At 42.4% G+C, this 19,953-nt stretch carries 22 protein-coding genes; 14 read left to right on the forward strand and 8 right to left on the reverse strand.

The features are described from left to right. Window positions 1-237 precede the first annotated feature (237 nt). Window positions 238-1,566 carry a sodium-dependent transporter gene (locus ACXAF2_RS07830; RefSeq protein ID WP_475138060.1) on the forward strand — a complete coding sequence of 443 codons (1,329 nt, stop codon included), beginning with the start codon at window positions 238-240 and terminating at the stop codon, window positions 1,564-1,566. 130 nt (window positions 1,567-1,696) lie between these two features. Next, entirely contained in the window at window positions 1,697-2,068 is a 372-nt protein-coding gene (locus tag ACXAF2_RS07835; protein WP_475138061.1) for a helix-turn-helix domain-containing protein, read from the forward strand. 182 nt (window positions 2,069-2,250) lie between these two features. On the opposite strand, the gene ACXAF2_RS07840 is transcribed toward ACXAF2_RS07835, so the two are convergent. Both ACXAF2_RS07840 and ACXAF2_RS07845 read right to left on the reverse strand, forming a co-directional pair. Then, window positions 2,251-3,420 carry an aminotransferase gene (locus ACXAF2_RS07840; protein ID WP_475138062.1) on the reverse strand — a complete coding sequence of 390 codons (1,170 nt, stop codon included), beginning with the start codon at window positions 3,418-3,420 and terminating at the stop codon, window positions 2,251-2,253. Then, window positions 3,417-3,917 (reverse strand): Lrp/AsnC family transcriptional regulator, encoded by a 501-nt coding sequence (locus tag ACXAF2_RS07845; protein ID WP_475138063.1) that lies wholly within the window; start codon window positions 3,915-3,917, stop codon window positions 3,417-3,419. Before ACXAF2_RS07845 ends, ACXAF2_RS07840 begins: the two co-directional genes overlap by 4 nt. Window positions 3,918-4,116: 199 nt before the next feature. Between ACXAF2_RS07845 and ACXAF2_RS07850 the strand changes: the two genes are divergently transcribed. Beyond that, complete coding sequence (locus tag ACXAF2_RS07850) at window positions 4,117-5,025, forward strand: alpha/beta fold hydrolase (RefSeq protein WP_475138064.1); 909 nt, start codon at window positions 4,117-4,119, stop codon at window positions 5,023-5,025. 126 nt (window positions 5,026-5,151) lie between these two features. Continuing rightward, on the forward strand, window positions 5,152-6,315 hold the full coding sequence (locus tag ACXAF2_RS07855; protein ID WP_475138065.1) for a MalY/PatB family protein: 1,164 nt from the start codon (window positions 5,152-5,154) through the stop codon (window positions 6,313-6,315). A gap of 161 nt (window positions 6,316-6,476) precedes the next feature. On the opposite strand, the gene ACXAF2_RS07860 is transcribed toward ACXAF2_RS07855, so the two are convergent. The 3 genes from ACXAF2_RS07860 to ACXAF2_RS07870 form a co-directional block, all read right to left on the reverse strand. Continuing rightward, on the reverse strand, window positions 6,477-7,007 hold the full coding sequence (locus tag ACXAF2_RS07860) for a superoxide dismutase family protein (protein WP_475138066.1): 531 nt from the start codon (window positions 7,005-7,007) through the stop codon (window positions 6,477-6,479). A 175-nt stretch (window positions 7,008-7,182) separates the two neighbouring features. Beyond that, complete coding sequence (locus tag ACXAF2_RS07865) at window positions 7,183-7,386, reverse strand: hypothetical protein (protein ID WP_148970735.1); 204 nt, start codon at window positions 7,384-7,386, stop codon at window positions 7,183-7,185. A 210-nt stretch (window positions 7,387-7,596) separates the two neighbouring features. Further along, a complete protein-coding gene (locus tag ACXAF2_RS07870; protein ID WP_475138067.1) occupies window positions 7,597-8,337 on the reverse strand; it encodes a peptidylprolyl isomerase in 741 nt (246 codons plus the stop codon). Between the two features lie 95 nt (window positions 8,338-8,432). Between ACXAF2_RS07870 and kapB the strand changes: the two genes are divergently transcribed. Next, window positions 8,433-8,831, forward strand: a complete 399-nt coding sequence (gene kapB / locus ACXAF2_RS07875; RefSeq protein ID WP_475138068.1) for a kinase-associated lipoprotein KapB — start codon at window positions 8,433-8,435, stop codon at window positions 8,829-8,831. 44 nt (window positions 8,832-8,875) lie between these two features. Here the strand turns inward: kapB and kapD are convergent, their stop codons facing one another. Next, window positions 8,876-9,496, reverse strand: a complete 621-nt coding sequence (gene kapD / locus ACXAF2_RS07880; protein ID WP_475138069.1) for a 3'-5' exonuclease KapD — start codon at window positions 9,494-9,496, stop codon at window positions 8,876-8,878. Between the two features lie 255 nt (window positions 9,497-9,751). Between kapD and ACXAF2_RS07885 the strand changes: the two genes are divergently transcribed. Together ACXAF2_RS07885 and ACXAF2_RS07890 are read left to right on the forward strand one after the other, a co-directional pair. Further along, window positions 9,752-10,963, forward strand: a complete 1,212-nt coding sequence (locus ACXAF2_RS07885; RefSeq protein WP_475139145.1) for an MFS transporter — start codon at window positions 9,752-9,754, stop codon at window positions 10,961-10,963. Between the two features lie 16 nt (window positions 10,964-10,979). Beyond that, the gene (locus ACXAF2_RS07890) at window positions 10,980-12,827 is read left to right on the forward strand and encodes a transglycosylase domain-containing protein (protein ID WP_475138070.1); all 1,848 of its coding nucleotides are present in this window, start codon (window positions 10,980-10,982) and stop codon (window positions 12,825-12,827) included. A gap of 35 nt (window positions 12,828-12,862) precedes the next feature. Here ACXAF2_RS07890 and ACXAF2_RS07895 read toward each other — a convergent pair whose 3' ends face one another. Continuing rightward, on the reverse strand, window positions 12,863-13,438 hold the full coding sequence (locus ACXAF2_RS07895) for a DUF5366 family protein (RefSeq protein ID WP_475138071.1): 576 nt from the start codon (window positions 13,436-13,438) through the stop codon (window positions 12,863-12,865). 165 nt (window positions 13,439-13,603) lie between these two features. Further along, a complete protein-coding gene (locus tag ACXAF2_RS07900) occupies window positions 13,604-13,861 on the reverse strand; it encodes a hypothetical protein (RefSeq protein ID WP_475138072.1) in 258 nt (85 codons plus the stop codon). A gap of 305 nt (window positions 13,862-14,166) precedes the next feature. On the opposite strand from ACXAF2_RS07900, the gene ACXAF2_RS07905 reads away from it, so the two are divergent. From ACXAF2_RS07905 to mnhG, 7 genes are read left to right on the forward strand one after another with little or no spacing between them, the layout of a single operon-like run. Then, the gene (locus ACXAF2_RS07905; RefSeq protein WP_475138073.1) at window positions 14,167-16,572 is read left to right on the forward strand and encodes a Na+/H+ antiporter subunit A; all 2,406 of its coding nucleotides are present in this window, start codon (window positions 14,167-14,169) and stop codon (window positions 16,570-16,572) included. Continuing rightward, entirely contained in the window at window positions 16,569-16,997 is a 429-nt protein-coding gene (locus ACXAF2_RS07910; RefSeq protein ID WP_148970744.1) for a Na(+)/H(+) antiporter subunit B, read from the forward strand. Before ACXAF2_RS07905 ends, ACXAF2_RS07910 begins: the two co-directional genes overlap by 4 nt. Beyond that, complete coding sequence (locus tag ACXAF2_RS07915; protein WP_044338125.1) at window positions 16,997-17,338, forward strand: Na(+)/H(+) antiporter subunit C; 342 nt, start codon at window positions 16,997-16,999, stop codon at window positions 17,336-17,338. The genes ACXAF2_RS07910 and ACXAF2_RS07915 overlap by 1 nt, the downstream gene beginning before the upstream one ends. Beyond that, the gene (locus ACXAF2_RS07920) at window positions 17,331-18,812 is read left to right on the forward strand and encodes a Na+/H+ antiporter subunit D (RefSeq protein ID WP_475138074.1); all 1,482 of its coding nucleotides are present in this window, start codon (window positions 17,331-17,333) and stop codon (window positions 18,810-18,812) included. The genes ACXAF2_RS07915 and ACXAF2_RS07920 overlap by 8 nt, the downstream gene beginning before the upstream one ends. Before the next feature lie 6 nt (window positions 18,813-18,818). After that, the gene (locus ACXAF2_RS07925; protein ID WP_475138075.1) at window positions 18,819-19,295 is read left to right on the forward strand and encodes a Na+/H+ antiporter subunit E; all 477 of its coding nucleotides are present in this window, start codon (window positions 18,819-18,821) and stop codon (window positions 19,293-19,295) included. Further along, entirely contained in the window at window positions 19,295-19,579 is a 285-nt protein-coding gene (locus tag ACXAF2_RS07930; protein ID WP_113968950.1) for a Na(+)/H(+) antiporter subunit F1, read from the forward strand. Before ACXAF2_RS07925 ends, ACXAF2_RS07930 begins: the two co-directional genes overlap by 1 nt. Next, window positions 19,563-19,925 carry a monovalent cation/H(+) antiporter subunit G gene (mnhG, locus tag ACXAF2_RS07935; protein ID WP_148970747.1) on the forward strand — a complete coding sequence of 121 codons (363 nt, stop codon included), beginning with the start codon at window positions 19,563-19,565 and terminating at the stop codon, window positions 19,923-19,925. Before ACXAF2_RS07930 ends, mnhG begins: the two co-directional genes overlap by 17 nt. The last annotated feature ends 28 nt before the right edge of the window (window positions 19,926-19,953 follow it).

Genomic DNA, 19,953 nt, shown 5'->3' on the forward strand with positions numbered 1-19,953 from the left:
AGCCCATTCATCATGTTTTTGACTGGTTTTCTAGAAATTAGGTTAATTGTAATGATTACAAACGTTTTCACACATAATAAATGGAAATAGATGTTGCCATATTGTTCGCTATCACTCATTTAATGGCATTCAGCCCCATCTTTCTTATATATTGAAAATTTAAAAATCCGGTGTACAGAGGGTATAAAACATAGTACGATTGAAAAATCTTATTTTTTCGAAAGGAGGATCTTAAACTTGGCCAAAAAAGAACAATGGACTTCTAAGATTGGTTTCATCCTGGCAGCGGCCGGTTCTGCTATAGGGCTCGGTGCCATTTGGAAATTCCCGTATATGGCAGGTGCAAATGGAGGAGGTGTCTTCTTCTTACTCTTTATCCTTTTCACCGTTTTGATCGGTGCGCCCATTCTTCTGGCAGAGTTTGTCATCGGAAGACGGGCGGGAGCCGACGCCGTTACTTCCTACAAAAAATTGGCGCCACAGTCTTATTGGCACTGGATCGGCTATTTAGGAACGGTTGTTTCTTTTATCATATTATCTTTTTACAGTGTTGTAGGCGGATGGATCCTTTCTTACTTGGCCCGGAGTGTGACAGGCTCTTTAATCGGGAAATCTCAGGAGGAGTACGGAACCTTATTCGAGAACATCATTGCAAATCCAAAAGAAGTGCTGATTGCACAATTCCTCTTTATCGTCATTACGATACTGGTCGTACAAGGCGGGATTCAAAAAGGGATTGAACGGGCAAGCCGTTATATGATGCCGGCATTATTTATTTTATTTATTATTTTAGTCATCAGGTCCCTTACCTTGGAAGGGGCGATGGAAGGTGTCCGCTTCCTGTTATTTCCGGACTGGAGCTATTTAAATGGAGAAACGGTATTGCTTGCGTTAGGACAAGCATTTTTTGCACTTACCGTCGGACTTTCTGTCATGGTGACGTATGCATCCTATCTTTCAAAAGAGGACAGCATGCCAAGATCCGCCATCAGTGTATCCGGATTAAATATCTTTATTTCATTATTGGCAGGATTGGTCATTTTCCCTGCTGTGTACGCCCTTGGTTTTCAACCGGATGAAGGACCGGGAATTGCTTTTGTTGTCCTGCCAGCCGTTTTTAATGAAATTGCATTCGGTGGCATTTTCTTAACAGTGTTCCTGATTTTACTGTTGTTTGCAACCCTGACATCTGCTTTCTCCATACTTGAAATCGGGGTCGCGGCCCTGTCGAAAGGGAATCAATCGAAACGAAAGCCATTTACATGGTTAATCGGAATTCTGGTTTTCTTTGCAGGTATTCCAAGTGCCCTTTCATTTGGTGTATTCGGAGATTTCCTCATTCAAGGAAAGAACTTCTTTGACTTTGCCGATTATATTACGAGTAATTTTGGATTGCCAATCGGGGCATTATTAATCAGTATTTTCGTCTCCTACCGATTAAAGCGAGAAGATGTATGGAACGAAATCCAATCTGGTTCGTCTATATCACCGGTCCTGTTCAACAGCTGGATTTTTCTATTGCGCTACATCGTACCAGTAGCCATCATACTTGTTTTCATATCTTAAATGACAGGTCCGTCACTGAAGACGGACCTTTTATTTTTAACATTTTGTTCACGATAAGCAGGGCTATTTTTTTCCAAATGGTGATAAACTGTAGATATAAGGAAGGTATTCTATGGGGAGGGACTTTAGCATGTCACACTTTGGTGAGAATTTAAAACGGGTACGCGAAGAGCGCAAACTATCTCAACAGGAGCTTGCTTTAAGGGCCAGACTAGGCACAAAGACGATTGAAAAGTATGAATCCGATCTTCAGATTCCCGATACACAAACGATTCTTAAGCTTTCAACTGTACTTGATATACCTGCTTCCGAACTGCTGGAAAGGGAAGTAAAAGATCACCCTCCAACAGGCGTTGACGCTGAAATGGAACTGCTGATCAAAGAATTGGGACCAAAACGAACTAAACTGATCCTCCGTAAGGCGAAGGAATTCTCTGAAGAAGATTTCCTGCGTGTGATGCAAATGTTGTATGAACTGAAATATGAAAAGAGCGAAAGCTAAAAACTTTTTATGAAATGATGTATAGATAGTGAAAAAAGGGGTCATACTGAAAATAAGCTTTCTAAGTATTCCCCCTTTTGTTTTCATTTGTTGGACGATATTTTATCGTCCTATTTTTTTTGCCCAATTAAAAAAGGTACCAGGCACAAATGTGTTCTTTTGTGCCTGGCATCCTTCTTTTTCTAACTATGATTCTCAACAAAACGCTTCATCCGTTTCACGGCTTCCTGCAGCTGCTCCATACTTGAGGCATAAGAACAACGTATATATCCTTCCCCACCTTTACCGAACACATTGCCGGGTACAACGGCAACTTTCTCTTCCATAAGAAGCTTTTCTGCAAATTCCTCTGAAGACATTCCTGTTTTTTTAATGGAAGGAAAGGCATAGAATGCTCCCCCAGGGGTATGGCAGGTTAATCCGAACTCATTGAGGGAGTCAACAAAATAGTGTCGTCGATGACGGTAGCTTCTCTTCATTTCCATCACATCATCCATCCCTTTATCGAGTGCCTCCACAGCAGCATGCTGAGCAGGCGTGGACGCACACATCATGGCGTATTGATGAATTTTAAGTAAGGATGAAGCGATCTCTTCAGGAGCACAAATAAACCCAAGTCTCCAGCCCGTCATGGCAAACCCTTTTGAGAATCCATTGATTACAAGGGTTCTTTTTCTCATGTCCTTTAAAGAAGCAATGGACACGTGGAGATGATCATAAGCAAGCTCAGAGTAAATCTCATCTGAAAGAACAACCAGATCATGCTTTCGAATCACCTCTGCTAGCTCTTCCAGGTTTTCTCTTTCAAGGACCGTCCCCGTTGGATTATTGGGCGAACATAATAAGACGGCTTTTGTACGCGGAGTGATGGCTGCTTCGAGTTCTTCAGCTGTGACTTTGAAGTCATTTTCCGGCTTGGTTCCGACCGTTACAGCTACTCCACCTGCCAATTGAACAAGTGGTACATAGGAAACGAAGCCAGGTTCCACCACAATGACCTCATCTCCTTGATCAATGATGGCCCGCAGACTGATATCAAGGGCTTGAGAGGCACCGACTGTTACAATGATCTCTTCTTTAGGATCGTAGTCTACGGAGTAGCTCTCTTTCATATACGCGGCAATCTTCTTCCTTAGCTCCAGCAGACCTGCGTTCGCTGTATAGGAGGTATAGCCTTGCTCTAAGGAAAGAATTGCAGCTTCCCGCACCGTCCAGGAGGTAATGAAATCCGGTTCCCCAACCCCGAGCGATATGACCCCTTCCATATTTGCTGCCAAATCAAAGAATTTCCGGATGCCGGAAGGCTTTAAGTTTTTCACAGATTGAGATATGTACGATGTCTTTGTTTTCATGGAGACACCACAATTCGTTTATCTTCACCATAATCACCAAAGATGGTGCCGTCATGCTTGTATTTCTTCAATTGAAAATGAGTTGTTGTAGATAAAACGGAATCCAGAGTAGATAGTTTTTCAGAAACGAATGTAGCAACTTCATGCATGGTTCGACCTTCCACCGTTACAGAAAGGTCATATGCCCCAGACATTAGATAAACACTTTTTACTTCTTTGTAACGATAAATACGATGGGCAACTTCATCGAATCCCACTCCCCGTTTCGGAGCGACTTTTACATCGATCATCGCCGTTACCCCTTCATGACCTTCTATTTTGGACCAATCCACAACGGAACTATATCTGACAAGAACATTGTCTTTTTCAAGTCTTTCAATCGCATTCTCTATTTCCTCTGTTGTTACTTGAAGCATTTTCGCTATATTCTCTGTGGAAATCCTGGCATCTTTCTGTAAAATCCTTACCAAATCAAGCTCCATTTCTCTTAGTTGCATTCTGCTTCCTCCTCATCACCACTAAATGGTTTTATTATATCAGAAGTAACTGTTATGAAAAGAGGGATCCTCATTTTATATCTATTTTCCCCATTACATCCATAATTACCATTGGATATGAGACAACTTTGGAATTCAGGTGTTAAATGCAGAAATAGGGGTAAAATATCTGTAAACTAGTAGAGAGGAGTGACGAAGTATGCAAGAACAAGACTTTGCAAAGGTGGTTCAGGTGAATGGTGCCAATGTTTATTTTGAACATCATCAGCATCCTGAAGCCACGGAAACCTTCGTCCTTCTTCATGGATTTCTATCATCAACCTTTAGCTTTAGACGGCTTACTCCTCTTTTGAAAGAAAATTATAATGTCATTTCCATCGATCTCCCTCCCTTTGGGAACAGCGAGAAGAACAATCGATTTATCTATTCTTATGATAACCTGGCCAACACGGTCATCGCCTTATTAGACCACTTGAATGTTAGCAATGTCCACTTAACGGGTCATTCAATGGGAGGTCAGATCGCTCTGAACGTGATGAAGAAAGCACCTTCCCTAGTCGAAAAGGGCGTACTCCTGTGCAGCTCCGGCTATCTCAAGAAAATGAAGTGGCCTGTCACGATGCTGAGCTATATTCCCTTTTTCCATCTGTATGTAAAACTGTGGCTTACACGATCAGGGGTACGGAATAATCTTGAAAATGTTGTACATGATTCAAGAATGATCGATGATGAAATGATGTTTGGGTATCTGAAACCATTTTTGGAGGATGATATCTTCAAGGCATTGACGAGGATGATTCGAGATCGTGAAGGAGACTTAACGGGGAACGATTTGCGCAACATTCAAACACCTTGCCTCCTTGTCTGGGGAGAGCATGACAGAGTGGTCCCCTTATCCACGGGACATAAGCTGAAACAGGATATCCCGAACTCAAGGCTCGTGGTTCTGGAAGAAACAGGCCATCTCGTTCCTGAAGAGAAGCCTGAAGAAGTATTGGAACACATTCATCAATTTGTATCGGCCACTATTGAAGGAATGACAGAAGATTCCGGGACACAGCCGCTATACAAAAAAGGACTATCCCAAACGCTCATATCTGAAACGTAGGGAGAAGTCCCTTTTTTATGTTAAAAGTTAAATCGAACACGATCCGTTAAACAAATCATTTTCATCTTTTTCGATTCCATCATATGATTGTATTAATCATTACATATGTAGAAAGGGGAAACATTCGTGAGTAAATTCGAAGAGATCATCAACCGAAAAGGGTCTTCCTCCGTTAAATGGGACCTGACGAAGACGGTGTTTGGGAGTGACGATGTTCTGCCTATGTGGGTGGCAGATATGGATTTCCTGCCGCCACAAGATGTGTTGGATGCCCTGCAGGATCGGCTGAAACACGGGATCTTTGGTTACACCTTTGTTGGAAATGAAACGGCAGCAAGCATTAAGCAATGGGTCCAAAAACGTCACGGCTGGGACATTGAGAAGACGTGGATCCAATATAGTCCAGGAGTCGTGCCGGCGATTTCCACCATTATTCAGGCACTTACTGTTCCGGGAGATAAAGTGCTCGTACAATCCCCTGTCTATACACCCTTTTTCAGCCTGGTAGAGGACAATGACCGTGAAATTGTAAATGCTCAACTGGATTATGTTGACGGAAGGTATTCTATCGACTTTGGTGCGTTTGAAGAAGCTTTAAAAAAGGGTGTGAAGCTCTTCTTATTATGTAATCCACACAATCCGAGCGGTCGGGTATGGAAGAAAGAAGAGCTAATGAAAATAGCTGAATTATGCCATCAGTACAATGTCGTGATCGTGTCGGATGAAATTCATTCAGATCTGGTTTATGAAACGGATACCCATATTCCACTGGCTTCTCTTCATGACTCGTTCAGAGATATCACGATCACGTGCATCGCACCAAGCAAAACCTTCAACCTTGCAGGATTACAAGCTTCAGCCATGATCACTCCCAATTCGGATCTCCGTGAAAAAATCGCCGCCATTCATAAAAAACAGGGCTTCTTTACTCTCAATACGTTTGGGATTGTCGGAATGGAAGCAGCCTATCGTTTTGGCGGGGCATGGTTGGAAGAAATACTTGCGTACCTGCAGGAAAACGTGAGAGTCACGAAGGAATTTATTGGAGATCACCTGCCCCATCTCCAATTGGTGGACCCTGAAGGAACCTATTTGCTCTGGATAGATTGTACCAAGTTGGAACTCTCTGATGAAGAGCTGAAGGAGCGTCTATTGGACAAAGGAAAACTCGCATTGGAACCGGGAACAAAATACGGACCTGGTGGGGAAGGCTTTGTTCGAATGAATATTGCCTGTCCAAGAGGAACGTTGATCGATGGGTTGGAGAGGTTGCGAAAAGCTTTAAGCTAATGTAAAAAACGGGAAGAGTTGCCGGCAACTCTTCCCGTTTTTTGTTTTGTAGGAGTGAAGCCATCGCTTTGGTCGATGGGCATTTTTTTATATTCATTTGTACCTGGTACGTTCCAGTCATTTATCCCGGGTACACACTGTGTTACAACTCCACACTCATTCTACTTCTTCTTATCACTTACAATTTCCCCGCAGGCAATACGTTTACCGGAATCTCCTGAAGGCTGGGTCATCCCATCGTCTTTATTTTCATCGATGATCAAAGACGTCCCATCTTTAGTGAAAAGGGACGTCTTCCCTTTCGTCAAGGTGACACCACCTGCCATCAGTTTGACTTTTGCTGTGCCATCATCCTCGACAATGATATTAGGAAGATCGCCCCCATGTGCTCCCTCAGGATGTAGAAGTCCATGTTTTTTATCATCAGGATTGAAGTGATTCCCTGCAGATACGAAATCCGGTCGCTCACATGCTCCTTTTTCGTGTATGTGAATTCCATGTTCACCGGGCGGCAAACCTTCAAGGTCCAACCCGACTTCCACTCCATCCGACTTCTCTTGCAGGGTCGCTTTTCCAAGTGAATCCCCGTTCTCGTTTTTCAATTCCACTTCTACCTTTTTAGGGTTTTCGATGGCACATGCCCCAAGTAATACACTTATCATGATCATATATAATAGTGATGATTTTTTCATTTCGCACTTCCTCCAAATCTCATTCTCTTCCACCATTGTTGACGTTTGAGGGGAAAAGTATTCCTCTTTTTCACCCGAAAAGAAGCTATTGGGTCGGGGGCGGTGATAGATGAAAGTAGTGTTGAATCAACACAACAAAAAAACACGCTTTACATTTAAGCGTGTTCGACTCTTTTTATTCTGATTCCCTGTTATGCTTCCCGGCTTCCTCTTCCATTTTCTTCGTTTTCAATTCTTCACGTTTTGAAACCTTTATAATTAAACGGAACGTCAATAAGGCAGCTATTAAGAAGATGGCCATCGTAATGCTTGCAGGGATATATTCCGACTTATCTTCAGGAAAGTATAGAAATAAGTTTAATACATAATAAGAAAGCATCGTAAGCTCCTTTCAAAAAACAATCTATTCGTCTATTATACCAACACCGTAACGAACAAACCAACTTGAAATCGCTACGTTTTTAACGATTTATTGAACAGGCCCGAAACAAGCCTCGACAATTTCCGAGGAAATATCCGTTCACCCTAGTAGAGCCTCCACCAAAAAAAAGAGCTCTAAACCACAAATAGGTTTAAAGCTCTCTCACTACTATTTTACAACCTTAATATTTTCAATCACAATATCTTCTTTTGGAAGATCATTCTCACCAACTTCTACATTGGCCATTTCATCGACGATGTCCATTCCTTCAACCACTTGTCCAAAGACCGTATGTTTTTGGTCAAGCCAAGGGGTTCCACCATTCTCCATATAAGCTTCAATGATTTCTTCAGGGAAACCAGCTGATTTCATTTGGTCTTCAAACTGTGGGTCGATGTCATCCTTTTGCACGATGAAGAATTGACTTCCATTCGAATCCGGGCCGGCATTTGCCATTGAAAGGGCACCGCGAAGATTGAATAATTCAGGTGAGAATTCATCTTCAAAGGATTCACCATAAATACTTTCTCCACCCGTTCCGTTTCCATTCGGGTCTCCCCCCTGGATCATGAAGTCTTTGATCACGCGATGGAATTTAAGTCCGTCATAATAGCCGTTTTCACTATGTGTGATAAAGTTCTCAACGGTTTTAGGTGCCTGCTCAGGGAAAAGCTTGATCTTGATCGTTCCCATCGAGGTTTTCATTTCTACCAATTTTTCGTTTTCAGCAACTTCTGTTGTAAGCTGAGGGTATGTCATTGTGTCATCTCCTTTGGAGTCTTCTGCCGTATTCTTGTTTTCTTCTGTTTGTTTCGTTTCATCTTTAGTGGTATCTTCTTTCTCTGTTTGTCCACAAGAGGCAAGTACTAAACCTAATAAACACAGGATCACGATCATCAGACGCTTCATATATGTACCTCCACATGTTACCTTTATAGTAGTTCTTTCAACATTCATTCCGCTTTCATTATAATAAAGATTGAAGTATTAGAGGAGGTTTTTTTATGAAAAACATACAAATTGGTGATTATGTCACAGCTTTTTATAAAACGGGCAAGTATATCGGGGAAGTAACCGGAGAACGTCCAGGAGCCTATGTGGTGAAAATTCTCTCCGTCTTGAAGCATCCACGGCAAGGCGATTTACACAATCCCCAGGAAGTGGATGTTCCACTGTTTCACGAACGAAAAGCCCTTGCACACCGCGAGCAGGCAAATATGCCCGAGAAGATGGTGAAGCCGTTTGACGGGAACATTCCAGATTATAATGAATCACTTGTCTCTTCATATCTTACACTTAAGAAAGAGCTGGAAGAAGACCCAACCCCCCACGCCAGAAAGAGCCTGGAAACCCTCAGGTCCATCCAAAAAGAATACGAACTGATGTATAGCCTGACATTTTAACATAGATGAGGGACGGACCTTAGGAAGGTCCGTCCCTCATCTCGTTATGCAAGCTGGTTGTAAAATTTGGACAGGTCTATTCTTTCCCCGATGGTGGTTGGTTCCGCTTTATCGAGGTATTTTTTGTCTTTTTCGACCAGATTGTAGATATGGTGGGTGGTGAGGGCATCATCTAAAGCTTTATGATGCTTTCCGACTCCTTCCCTCCCGTATTCCTGGACTGCTTTCCATAGCCCGGTTTGGTTTTGATCACCAAAGAATCGTTTATATTCCATGGACAGGTCGACGAATTGAGCTTGGAAAGGAAATGGAATGCCGGACTGTGCACAGTTATCACGCAGTACCTTCATGTCCATATTTCCCCACGTCACTACTTTGTCGATCCCTCTTGCATTCAACCCGGAAAAATAGTCAATCAAACATTGAAATGAAATTCCCGAATCGACTTCCTGCTGCTTAATCGATAAGAACCGTTTACAGCGGTTGGTCAGTTTGGGAAACGCAGTCGGTTTCACATAAGATGAAAACGAATTGGTCACTTTCCCTTTCTCAACCACCACGACACCAGCTTCAATAATCTCAGGAAAAAAACCTTTGGGGACTCTATGTCGTTCCGGCATAGAAAACTCAAAATCTATAAACACAAGCTGTTCCGGTTTCGCCACTATACTCCCTCCTCAAAATCTAGATAAGACCCCAATTTATCTATAATAAAAAGAATTCATCATAAAAATAAAATCGGTACTGACTCCAATTTTCCACACTTCTTATTCTTACATTATATCATGATGAACCTATAGATTATGACTAATTCCCGGTTTTCCCCGTGAATAAATGTTATTCGGTGGACTGGAGCCTCAATCTTTAATAAAATGAATATTTAGGTATACGAAATAAAATCCATACAGAAGGTGTTAACCATTTCAATCAAAAAAAAGAATTTGACGATTATGCTTATGGCCAATTTCCTGGTTGCGGCAAGTGCGACGATGGTTTTGCCGTTTTTGTCTCTTTATATTGAAACCTTTGGTACGTACAGTCATGAATACGTTCAACGCTGGTCAGGATTTGTGTTCGGGGTTACATTCTTAACAGCTTTCTTTATTTCTCCTTTATGGGGGCGGATCGGAGACCGCTTCGGCTATAAACCGATCCTTCTTATTACAGGGTATGGAATTGCCACGTCGATTTTTCTAATGGGCTTTATGGATTCCGTTTGGGGGCTTTTCGTCCTTCGTATGATCATGGGTGCGGTGACAGGTTTCATTCCCACTTCGATGGCCCTTATTTCGGCTCAGACTCCAAAGGAAGAAGCAGGACGTACGCTTGGCACCCTGCAAATGGGAACTGTTTCAGGAGGGCTATTCGGTCCAGTCATCGGTGGGTTACTCGCTGATAATGTAGGCTTTTCCTACACATTCATATTCACCTCCCTCTCCATTGCCATAGCAGCAACCGTTGTTTTACTTGGCATTGACGAGCAACGGAGCAAAGAGCAGCGGAACCAGCGAAACAAGTATTCAAGTATTGAAGTGCTTCAGCATATTTTCAGTCACAAATTATTAGTGACGGTTCTCTTATTGTCATTCCTTATTCAGGTAGCAAACTTTAGCATTCAACCGCTCCTCGCCCTCTATGTAGATGAACTTACCTCTTCTACGAATCTCGCATTTCTGGCTGGAATCGCTTTCTCTGCAACCGGATTTGGTAATTTACTTGCGACACGGCGATGGGGTCAGCTTGGTGATGATATCGGTTATGAAAAGGTGTTATCAATCCTCCTTGTCCTGGCCTCCATTTTCATCGTGCCCCAAGCACTGGCTGTAGAACTGTGGCAGCTCGTCCTGTTCCGGTTCTTGTTCGGCATCGCGATCGGCGGAATGATTCCATGTGTGACAGCTTATATCCGTCAGGAAGCCCCCATTAGTATGCAAGGGGAAGTACTCGGATATAATCAGAGTTTTCGTTTTCTCGGAAACGTGGTCGGACCCGCTTTTGGCGGGATCGTGTCAGGATATATTGGTATTTCTTCCGTTTTTTATGTAACAGGTGCTTTATTCTTATGCGCTTTTGGATTATTATGGTGGAGTATGCGTCATTCTGAAACAACCAGCCATGTGAAAGATTACTAGAAAAGTAGAGTGAGAAATGAGAATTTTCGCAGGTTATATAACGGTCATTAGTGTTATGTTCATCTTTTTTACCACATTATTTTTTACGACGGATGAATGGAACAAAGTACAAAGCTTTCAAAATGAATTAGAACAATCGGTAAGGACCGATAACGTCAATGTAAATCGTACCAGTTTACTGCTGGATCAGAACGGGAAGGTATTTTCGGAAGTGAACCGCCCGTTTCGAATCTATATTCCGGATGAGCAGATCCCCCCTTTCATAAAGGATATTCTTGTCGCTTCAGAGGATCAGCATTTTTATGAACATGTCGGATTCGATGCCGGAGCGATTCTTCGGGCTGTCGTAAAAAACCTGGTGTTCACCCACATCCAACAGGGGGGGAGCACGATTACACAGCAACTTGCAAGAAACCTGTATCTGGGTCAAGAAAAAACCTACAATCGTAAATTGACCGAGCTCTTTTACGCCCATGAAATTGAAAAATCGTTATCAAAAGATGAAATATTAGAGCTTTACCTGAATGTCATTTACTTCAGTAATGGCGTTTACGGGATTGAAACAGCGTCACAATACTACTTCCAGAAGAGTGTAACGGAACTCAATCAGGCAGAGATGGCGTTCATTGCATCGATTCCCAATAACCCGGGAAAATATGATCCCATCGATCATTTCGAGCAAACGAAAGTTCGTCAGGAACGTCTTCTGGATATTCTCGTCAGTACGGGTAAGCTATCCGAAGAAGAAGCGGAAAAAATGAAAAAAGTACCGATTAGCCTAAACATTCGCAAAAAGATCGATTTATATCCTGATTATGCTTTTTATGTGGAAAGTGAATTAAAAGAGCTGATTTCGATTCACGAGGGCTACAAAGTGGAACTGACAAATGCCTCCTCTCCAAAGGAAAAGGAGAAAGTTGCACAGAAGCTCGATGAACGTTTTCAACAAGTGATCTCCTCAGGAGTTCAAATTCAAACCGGACTGAACCCTGAGCTGCAACAAAAAAGTGTGAAGGCTTTAAATGGACAACTTCAGAAAGAGTTACAAGGGGCCACTGTCACCATCGACAACCAGACAAGGACCATCGCGGCAATAACAGGAGGAAGGAACTACCAGAAATATAACTTCCACCACGCATTTCAAGCTTTCAGGCAGCCTGGGTCAGTGATAAAACCACTTCTCGTATATGGTCCGTATATCGAAAAATACCGGGCTTCCATCACTGAAAAAGTAAATGCGAACCGGTACTGTATAGGTGACTATTGCCCGATAAACTATGGGGGAGTCCAGCCCGGAACCGTTACGATAAAACAATCGTTAGCACAATCGTATAACGCCCCGTCATTGCGCTTAATGCAAAAAACAGGAATTGAAGAAGCTTTCAAATCGTTATCCCCTTTTTCATTTGAGAAGGTGTTAAGCGAGGATCAAACCTATGCAGCCTCCGTAGGGGGATTCACCTATGGAATGAGTCCCCTTGAAATGACGGATGCTTATACTTCCTTTATTGATGGGAAGTATCAGGAAAGTCATGCGATCATACATGTGAAGGACAATAAAGGAAACATCCTTTATCAATGGAAGAACGAGCCGATGAAGGTTTGGTCCACAGATACAACCTCTAAAATGAGAGAAATGCTGGGCGAAGCCGCTATTTCCGGAACCGGGAGAGCAGCTTACGTATCTAAGCCCTATGTTGGGATTAAGACAGGAACCACCAATAATTATCATGACTACTGGGTCATGGGAATAACAGATTCACTCACTACCGGTGTATGGGTCGGACATGACATTCCCCGTAATATGAGTCATATAGAACAAAGGCGACCAAGTCATAAGATTTGGAAGCAGATCATGGAATGACAAAGAGTCTGCAGTAGGTACTGCAGACTCTTTGTCTATAACTTCACCTTCGACATAACCGGCAAACTCGCCATCACGCCATTGTATAATTTCAAACACACAAAAAATATCGTTAAAAATAAGGATGACCATGAAAACACCTGTAAACCAACGACACCGAAGATCCCCATTTTCGAGAGGGACGGACTTATTTTATAAACAAAATAAATAAAATAAACGACCGAGCTCAACGCAAAGATAATCAACAATCCCAGGAAGGATTTCAGACTCAGAACAGACACCAGGCCACCGATAAAATAAATCATCGAGCCTGTTCGAACACGGTTATACAATTCTCCATTTGAATCCATAGAAAAAAACAGCATCGAAATACCATTGATCGTCTCCGCTATCAGCTTCAAGGCAGCAAATACCATAAAAAAAGCAACCATTAATAGGATCAAAATCGCGAGCTTCAATTGCATATCCGATAAAAATTCCCTCATTCCGGGATAGACACCAATCTTCTTAAAGATGTCTACGAATACTTCCACACCATAAACAGAAAATGTAAGGCTAAACAATAATATAGAGAAAAGAGGCAAATAGCTTGTTAAGTATGTATTTTTCACTAATAACTCTCCCATAACGATTCTTTGACCACTCTCATCATAATCGTTTATGAGTATCTTGAAAAGGGTATAGAATCAGAAGAAACAATGACTTAATACCTATCACTTGTTTTACGGAAAGCACAAAAAGACCGGCCCTTCCATGATTGCAGAAAGGACAGTCATTTATTGCTGAGGATTGGAATGTGGCACGACACGGATATATTCTCTCGATCCAAATGGTTGTCTTTGGCGTATGGGGTCTTTCGTCATTTCTTCTTCCACTTCTTCCGTTTCACCATATTGAACGGGCCTGATGTTCATACTGGTCGGGTCTTCCATTTCGATCATGCCTCTATTAAACCGATCTTGCGATTCAATTAACCACGCAAAGCCAAAAAAAGTAAAGAATATGGTTGTAACCGCTACCGTTTTCTTTTTCATAATTTCACCACCTTATGGATAGGATTCTCCAATTTAACCGAAACTATTCTGTAGTTGGTTGGAATCACATGAAAAAAACCAACAAATTTCCGTTGGTATTTTCCGTCTATCTACATATTTAATACTTCATGAACAATCTGATACGAATGGAATCCTGAGTAATGCAAGCATTTATTTTTTACGTTATAATGCTCTTTGAGGTTCAGCTTCGGTCGAGGTTTTTGAAATAAGATGCATATTTTAAAACAGGAAAGACATTAGACCATGCTTTAGAATAAATGAATTTTACATGAGGGGGGTTTTATATGACTTTGTTACATTGGGCTATTGTATCGCCTTTTTTATTTGCCATACTCATTCCATTTCTTTATAAGGCATTTCGGAATGTACATACTGGTTGGTTCGTTTTACTGCTTCCGGTAGCTTTATTTACTTACTTCTTCCAATTCATCTCCATCACTAAGAATGGGGACACCGTTAAAGAAACTTTGGAATGGATGCCGTCCTTCGGGATCAACTTTATCGCTTATGTTGATGGTCTTGGTTTACTTTTCGCCTTGCTCATCACAGGGATCGGATCATTGGTTGTCCTGTACTCAATTTATTACTTAGATAAAAAGAAGGAACAACTACATAATTTCTATGTGTATTTAATGATGTTCATGGGTGCGATGTTAGGAGTTGTCCTATCGGATAACTTGATCGTTCTTTATATGTTCTGGGAATTCACATCCATATCCTCATTCTTATTGATCGGATACTGGTATCACCGTGAGCGTTCCAGATACGGTGCCCAGAAATCCATGCTCATTACCGTATTCGGTGGATTGAGCATGCTTGGAGGATTCATACTTCTCTATCTGATGGGTGGGACCTTCAGCATCAGGGAATTAGTCATGCAATCCGATCAGCTCATGACAGAAGCTCTTTTCCTTCCAGCATTACTTCTGATCTTGTTGGGGGCTTTCACGAAGTCCGCTCAATTCCCGTTCCATATTTGGTTACCGGATGCCATGGAGGCACCGACACCGGTCAGTGCGTACCTGCATTCTGCCACAATGGTAAAAGCCGGAATTTATCTTGTTGCCCGCATGAGTCCTGTATTCGCTGAATCAAGTGTATGGTTGTGGCTTGTGGGCGGATTCGGTATCTTTACACTGTTCTGGGGTTCCTTTAATGCTGTGAAACAAACAGACCTTAAAGGAATACTTGCGTTTTCAACCGTCAGTCAACTTGGTCTGATCATGTCTTTATTGGGAGTCGGCGCGGCTGCCCTCCACTACAGTGAATTAGATGAAAATATTTATATGGTTGCGACCCTTGCTGCCGTTTTCCATTTGATCAATCACGCGACCTTCAAAGGAAGCTTGTTTATGGTTGTCGGAATTATTGATCATGAAACAGGCACCAGGGATATCCGTAAGCTTGGCGGGTTGATGAATTTCATGCCGATTACCTTCACCATTGCGATCATCGGAGCCTTCTCCATGGCAGGACTTCCTCCCTTTAATGGGTTCCTTAGTAAAGAAATGTTCTTTACAGGAATGGTACGGGTACTTGAAATGGATATATTCAACCTGGATACAGTGGGTATGATTTTCCCGATCCTTGCCTGGGTCGGTAGTGTATTCACGTTTATTTACAGCATGATTCTTGTGTTTAAAACCTTTACTGGTAAGCATCAACCAGAGAAATTGGAAAAGAAACCACATGAAGCTCCTCTTGGAATGCTTATTTCTCCAATCATCCTGGCTTCACTTGTGATTATTTTTGGTTTCTTTCCAAATATCCTGTCAGAACGAATCATCGCTCCGGCAGTGGCTGCCATTACTCCAAGCCTTATTCAGGAAGGACATGCAGTCAAGACCCATATTTCATTCTGGCATGGTTTTACGCCTGAACTGTTTATGACTTTTGGAGTCATTCTATTTGGAATTCTGTTATATCTCCTACTGCCAAGTTGGAGAAAAATATACACCTGGATACCGGACCGTTTCACCTTGAATTCATTTTATGATGGTGGATTAATCGGAGCCGAACGCGGAGCTTACAGCTTTACAAAAGGCTATATGACAGGTTTTATCCGTACGTATCTCGTATATATCTTCTCCTTCTTAACCGCCATATTACTGTTTAGTTTGTGGTTTAAAGGGGCATTTGCGATCAACACGGATGAATTGGCTCCGATTGGAGTCTATGAGGTGGCCATAGCGCTTTTACTTGTTATCAGCTCTGTTACCATCCTGTTTGCAAAGTCACGATTAACGTCGATCATTGCGCTGGGAGCTGCCGGATATACGGTTTCTTTATTCTTCGTATTATTCCGTGCTCCGGATCTTGCTCTGACACAGCTTGTGATCGAGACCGTGTCCGTTGCTCTATTCTTACTCTGCTTCTATCACTTGCCTCCATTAAGCAGGCATGAAGAACGAATGAGATTTAAGCTTGGAAATGCTTTGATTGCAATCGGTGTGGGTCTAGTCGTTACCTTGTTTGCGATTTCTGCATACAGCACAAAACTTTTCGATTCCATTTCAAGCTATTACATCGAGAATGTCTATGAAGAAGCCGGCGGTAAGAATATGGTAAACGTTATACTCGTTGACTTTCGTGGATTTGATACATTATTTGAAATTTGTGTATTGGCGATCGCCGCACTTGGTATTTTCTCCATGATTAAATTGCGTCTGACAAGGGGGAAAGAAGGATGAAAACAAAAACGAATGACGTCATCTTACAAACCGTAACGAACGTTGTCGCATTCATCATTATCCTGTTTTCTCTGAGACTTTTCTTCGCCGGGCACTATACCCCGGGTGGAGGCTTTATTGGAGGATTGATGACGTCGGCTGCGCTTGTACTACTGTTGTTGGCGTATGATATCAAAACGGTAGCTAATATCCTGCCGGTGGATTATAAAATCATTACTGCGATTGGTTTACTCCTGGCAGTAGCGACTTCTGCGGGGGCACTTCTGTTTGATGTGCCTTTCCTGACTCACGCGTATGATTATTTCCATCTTCCGCTGTTAGGAAAGACATCCCTGCATACAGCCGTTTTATTTGATACGGGAGTGTATCTGGTTGTCATCGGTGTCACGATGACCATTATTCAAACGATTGGAGTGAGCGAATAATGGAAATATTAATGGCCATTGTTGTCGGAATCCTTATTACGATCGCCGTTTACTTAATGCTATCCAAAAGCTTGCTCCGAATCATCATTGGGACAGCATTGTTGAGTCACGGCGCGCATCTTTTACTTCTTTCGATTAGTGGTCTAAAAGGAGGAGCTGCACCTCTTCTTGGCGAACACGCAAAATCTTATGTCGATCCGTTACCACAAGCATTGATTCTAACAGCGATTGTTATCAGCTTTGGAGTGACAGCTTTCTTCCTTGTTCTTGCTTATCGGGCATATCAAGAGCTTGGAACGGATAATATGGATCAAATGAGAGGAAACGAAGGAAATGACTAACTTATTAATACTACCTATTTTAATCCCGTTATTTACGGCGATTATCTTAATGTTTGTCAGCAAATATATAAAAGTACAACGTGGAATTTCAAGCCTATCAACTCTGGCTACCATTGCAGCATCCCTTGTACTTATCAACACCATCAATAATGATGGAATACAAACGATTAACTTAGGAAGCTGGGTGGCCCCTTTTGGGATTACACTCGTTTCTGATATGCTCTCTGCTTTACTGGTGACGACGACAAGCATCATCACATTGGTCGTGTTACTGTATTCCTTTAAGTCGATAGGGGCAGATAGAGAACGATTCTACTACTACCCTGTTGTTCAGTTCCTATTGGTGGGAGTGAACGGGGCATTCACAACCGGGGATATCTTTAACCTCTTCGTCTTTTTCGAAGTGATGCTGATGAGTTCATATGTATTGCTCGTTCTAGGCGGGACGAAGGCTCAATTGCGTGAGGGAATCAAATACATTCTCGTGAATGTCATCTCCTCTGCTCTATTCGTCATTGCCGTGGCGTACTTGTATTCAGTGGTAGGGACATTGAATATGGCAGATATTTCGAGAAAGATTGCTGATGTGAATCAGCCGGGGATACTTACAGCGATCGCTATCATGTTTCTCTTAGTCTTTGGACTTAAGGGGGCGATTTTCCCGCTTTACTTTTGGCTGCCTGGCTCGTATTACGCACCACCAACACCGGTGCTTGCTTTATTCGGTGCCTTGCTCACGAAAGTGGGGATCTATTCGATTTTACGAACATACACGTTATTCTTCTATCATGACATCGGGTATACTCATGAAATCCTGAGTATGTTAGCCATCCTGACAATCGTCCTTGGCTGTATCGGGGCCATCGCGTATTGGGATGTTAAGAAGATCATCATCTACAACATCATCATTGCAGTCGGTGTGATCTTGTTCGGGGTGTCAACCATGAACCCTGAAGCATTAGAAGGGGCGGTTTACTATCTCGTTCATGACATGATTATTAAAGCGGCTCTATTCCTCCTGGTTGGAGTGATGATTGCCATAACCGGGACAACCAACCTCAAGAAAATGGGCGGCCTCATCAAAGAGTACCCTTGGCTCGGCTGGACGTTCCTTGTTGCAGCCTTCTCCTTGGCAGGTATCCCTCCTTTGAGTGGGTTCATAGGGAAACTATTAATTCTAAGAGGAAGCTTTGCTGCAGAAGCCTATGTAGGTGCTGGTGTCATACTGGCATCGAGTCTAATGGTCCTGTATTCTGTTATCAAAATCTTCCTGAACGGTATATGGGGAACTCCGAAAGAATACAACGGAGTTTCAAAAGGTCACGCCCGTTACTTATGGATGACATCCGCTCTACTCGTCGTGTTAGCCGTATGTTACGGTTTTGGTGCCGAGGCGGTTCGTCCTTTATTCTCACAAGCAGCAGAAGTACTGGTAAATCCGAATCTCTATATAGACGCAGTGTTAAAGGAGTAATGTAGAATGGCATTTCAAATTTTATTAAACTTTTTCCTGGCCTTTGTCTGGATGTTTCTTTCGGTATCCTTTACTTCTCAGTCATTTATTATTGGCTATTTACTAGGATTGCTTGTGATTTTTGCATTCAGAAGATTTTTCAACTCACGATTTTATTTATTACGCGTGGCTGCCGTGATCAATTTATTCTTCCTGTTTTTAAAAGAACTGATCCTTGCTAACATCTCGGTCTTGAAAACGATACTGAGACCGAAGCTTGATTTCCAACCGGGAATCTTTGCTTTACCGACAGACTTAAAAACGGATTGGGAGATTACCTTATTAGCTAATCTCATTACCTTGACACCCGGGACACTCGTGATGGATATATCGTATGATAATAACATCCTTTATGTCCATGCCATCGATATCCCTGATGCGGATCAAGCCATTGATGAGATTAAAAATTCCTTTGAAAAAGCCATTATGGAGGTGAGTCGCTAATGTTACACACGATTTTTCAAATCACACTGCTATGCGTCTCCCTATCCATGCTGGGACTTGTATACAGGGTTGTGAAAGGGCCAACCACCCCTGACCGTGTGGTAGCCCTGGATGCAATCGGTATCAATCTGATTGCCATCATCGCCCTCGTATCCATGATGCTCGATACTTACGCCTTTTTGGAAGTTATTCTCCTTCTCGGGATTCTGGCTTTCTTAGGAACCGTTGCCTTTTCAAAGTTCTTAGAGAAAGGGGAGATCATCGAACGTGAGCGAGATCATTAGATTTTTCATCGGGTTCTTCTTAGTAGTAGGAGGGTTTCTCAGCCTGGTCACTGCCTTTGGTTTGCTGAGACTCCCGGATGTATATACGAGAAATCATGCGGCTTCTAAAAGTGCGACACTTGGCGTGATGTCGATTCTCTTGGCAACATTCCTTTACTTTTATTTGGAGCATGGGCACTTTAATTCGAGACTGATTCTGACAATCGTCTTCATCTTTGTGACAGCACCTGTTGCCGGACACCTCATCTCAAGGGCTGCCTATAATTCTGGGGTTAAGCTCTGGGACAAAAGTGTCCAGGATGATCTGAAAGATAAAAAAGAATACGATCGTCAAAACAGTCAATAAGAAACATACAAAAAGGCTTGACCTCACG

Source organism: Rossellomorea sp. ABR4_004, assembly GCF_056159585.1.

Coding starts and splice junctions, on each gene's coding strand:
- ACXAF2_RS07835 (WP_475138061.1), top strand. CDS start 1,697: ATGTCACACTTTGGTGAGAATTTAAAACGGGTACGCGAAGAGCGCAAA.
- ACXAF2_RS07840 (WP_475138062.1), bottom strand. CDS start 3,420: ATGAAAACAAAGACATCGTACATATCTCAATCTGTGAAAAACTTAAAG.
- ACXAF2_RS07845 (WP_475138063.1), bottom strand. CDS start 3,917: ATGCAACTAAGAGAAATGGAGCTTGATTTGGTAAGGATTTTACAGAAA.
- ACXAF2_RS07850 (WP_475138064.1), top strand. CDS start 4,117: ATGCAAGAACAAGACTTTGCAAAGGTGGTTCAGGTGAATGGTGCCAAT.
- ACXAF2_RS07860 (WP_475138066.1), bottom strand. CDS start 7,007: ATGAAAAAATCATCACTATTATATATGATCATGATAAGTGTATTACTT.
- ACXAF2_RS07865 (WP_148970735.1), bottom strand. CDS start 7,386: ATGCTTTCTTATTATGTATTAAACTTATTTCTATACTTTCCTGAAGAT.
- ACXAF2_RS07870 (WP_475138067.1), bottom strand. CDS start 8,337: ATGAAGCGTCTGATGATCGTGATCCTGTGTTTATTAGGTTTAGTACTT.
- kapB (WP_475138068.1), top strand. CDS start 8,433: ATGAAAAACATACAAATTGGTGATTATGTCACAGCTTTTTATAAAACG.
- ACXAF2_RS07890 (WP_475138070.1), top strand. CDS start 10,980: ATGAGAATTTTCGCAGGTTATATAACGGTCATTAGTGTTATGTTCATC.
- ACXAF2_RS07900 (WP_475138072.1), bottom strand. CDS start 13,861: ATGAAAAAGAAAACGGTAGCGGTTACAACCATATTCTTTACTTTTTTT.
- ACXAF2_RS07905 (WP_475138073.1), top strand. CDS start 14,167: ATGACTTTGTTACATTGGGCTATTGTATCGCCTTTTTTATTTGCCATA.
- ACXAF2_RS07910 (WP_148970744.1), top strand. CDS start 16,569: ATGAAAACAAAAACGAATGACGTCATCTTACAAACCGTAACGAACGTT.
- ACXAF2_RS07915 (WP_044338125.1), top strand. CDS start 16,997: ATGGAAATATTAATGGCCATTGTTGTCGGAATCCTTATTACGATCGCC.
- ACXAF2_RS07920 (WP_475138074.1), top strand. CDS start 17,331: ATGACTAACTTATTAATACTACCTATTTTAATCCCGTTATTTACGGCG.
- ACXAF2_RS07925 (WP_475138075.1), top strand. CDS start 18,819: ATGGCATTTCAAATTTTATTAAACTTTTTCCTGGCCTTTGTCTGGATG.
- ACXAF2_RS07930 (WP_113968950.1), top strand. CDS start 19,295: ATGTTACACACGATTTTTCAAATCACACTGCTATGCGTCTCCCTATCC.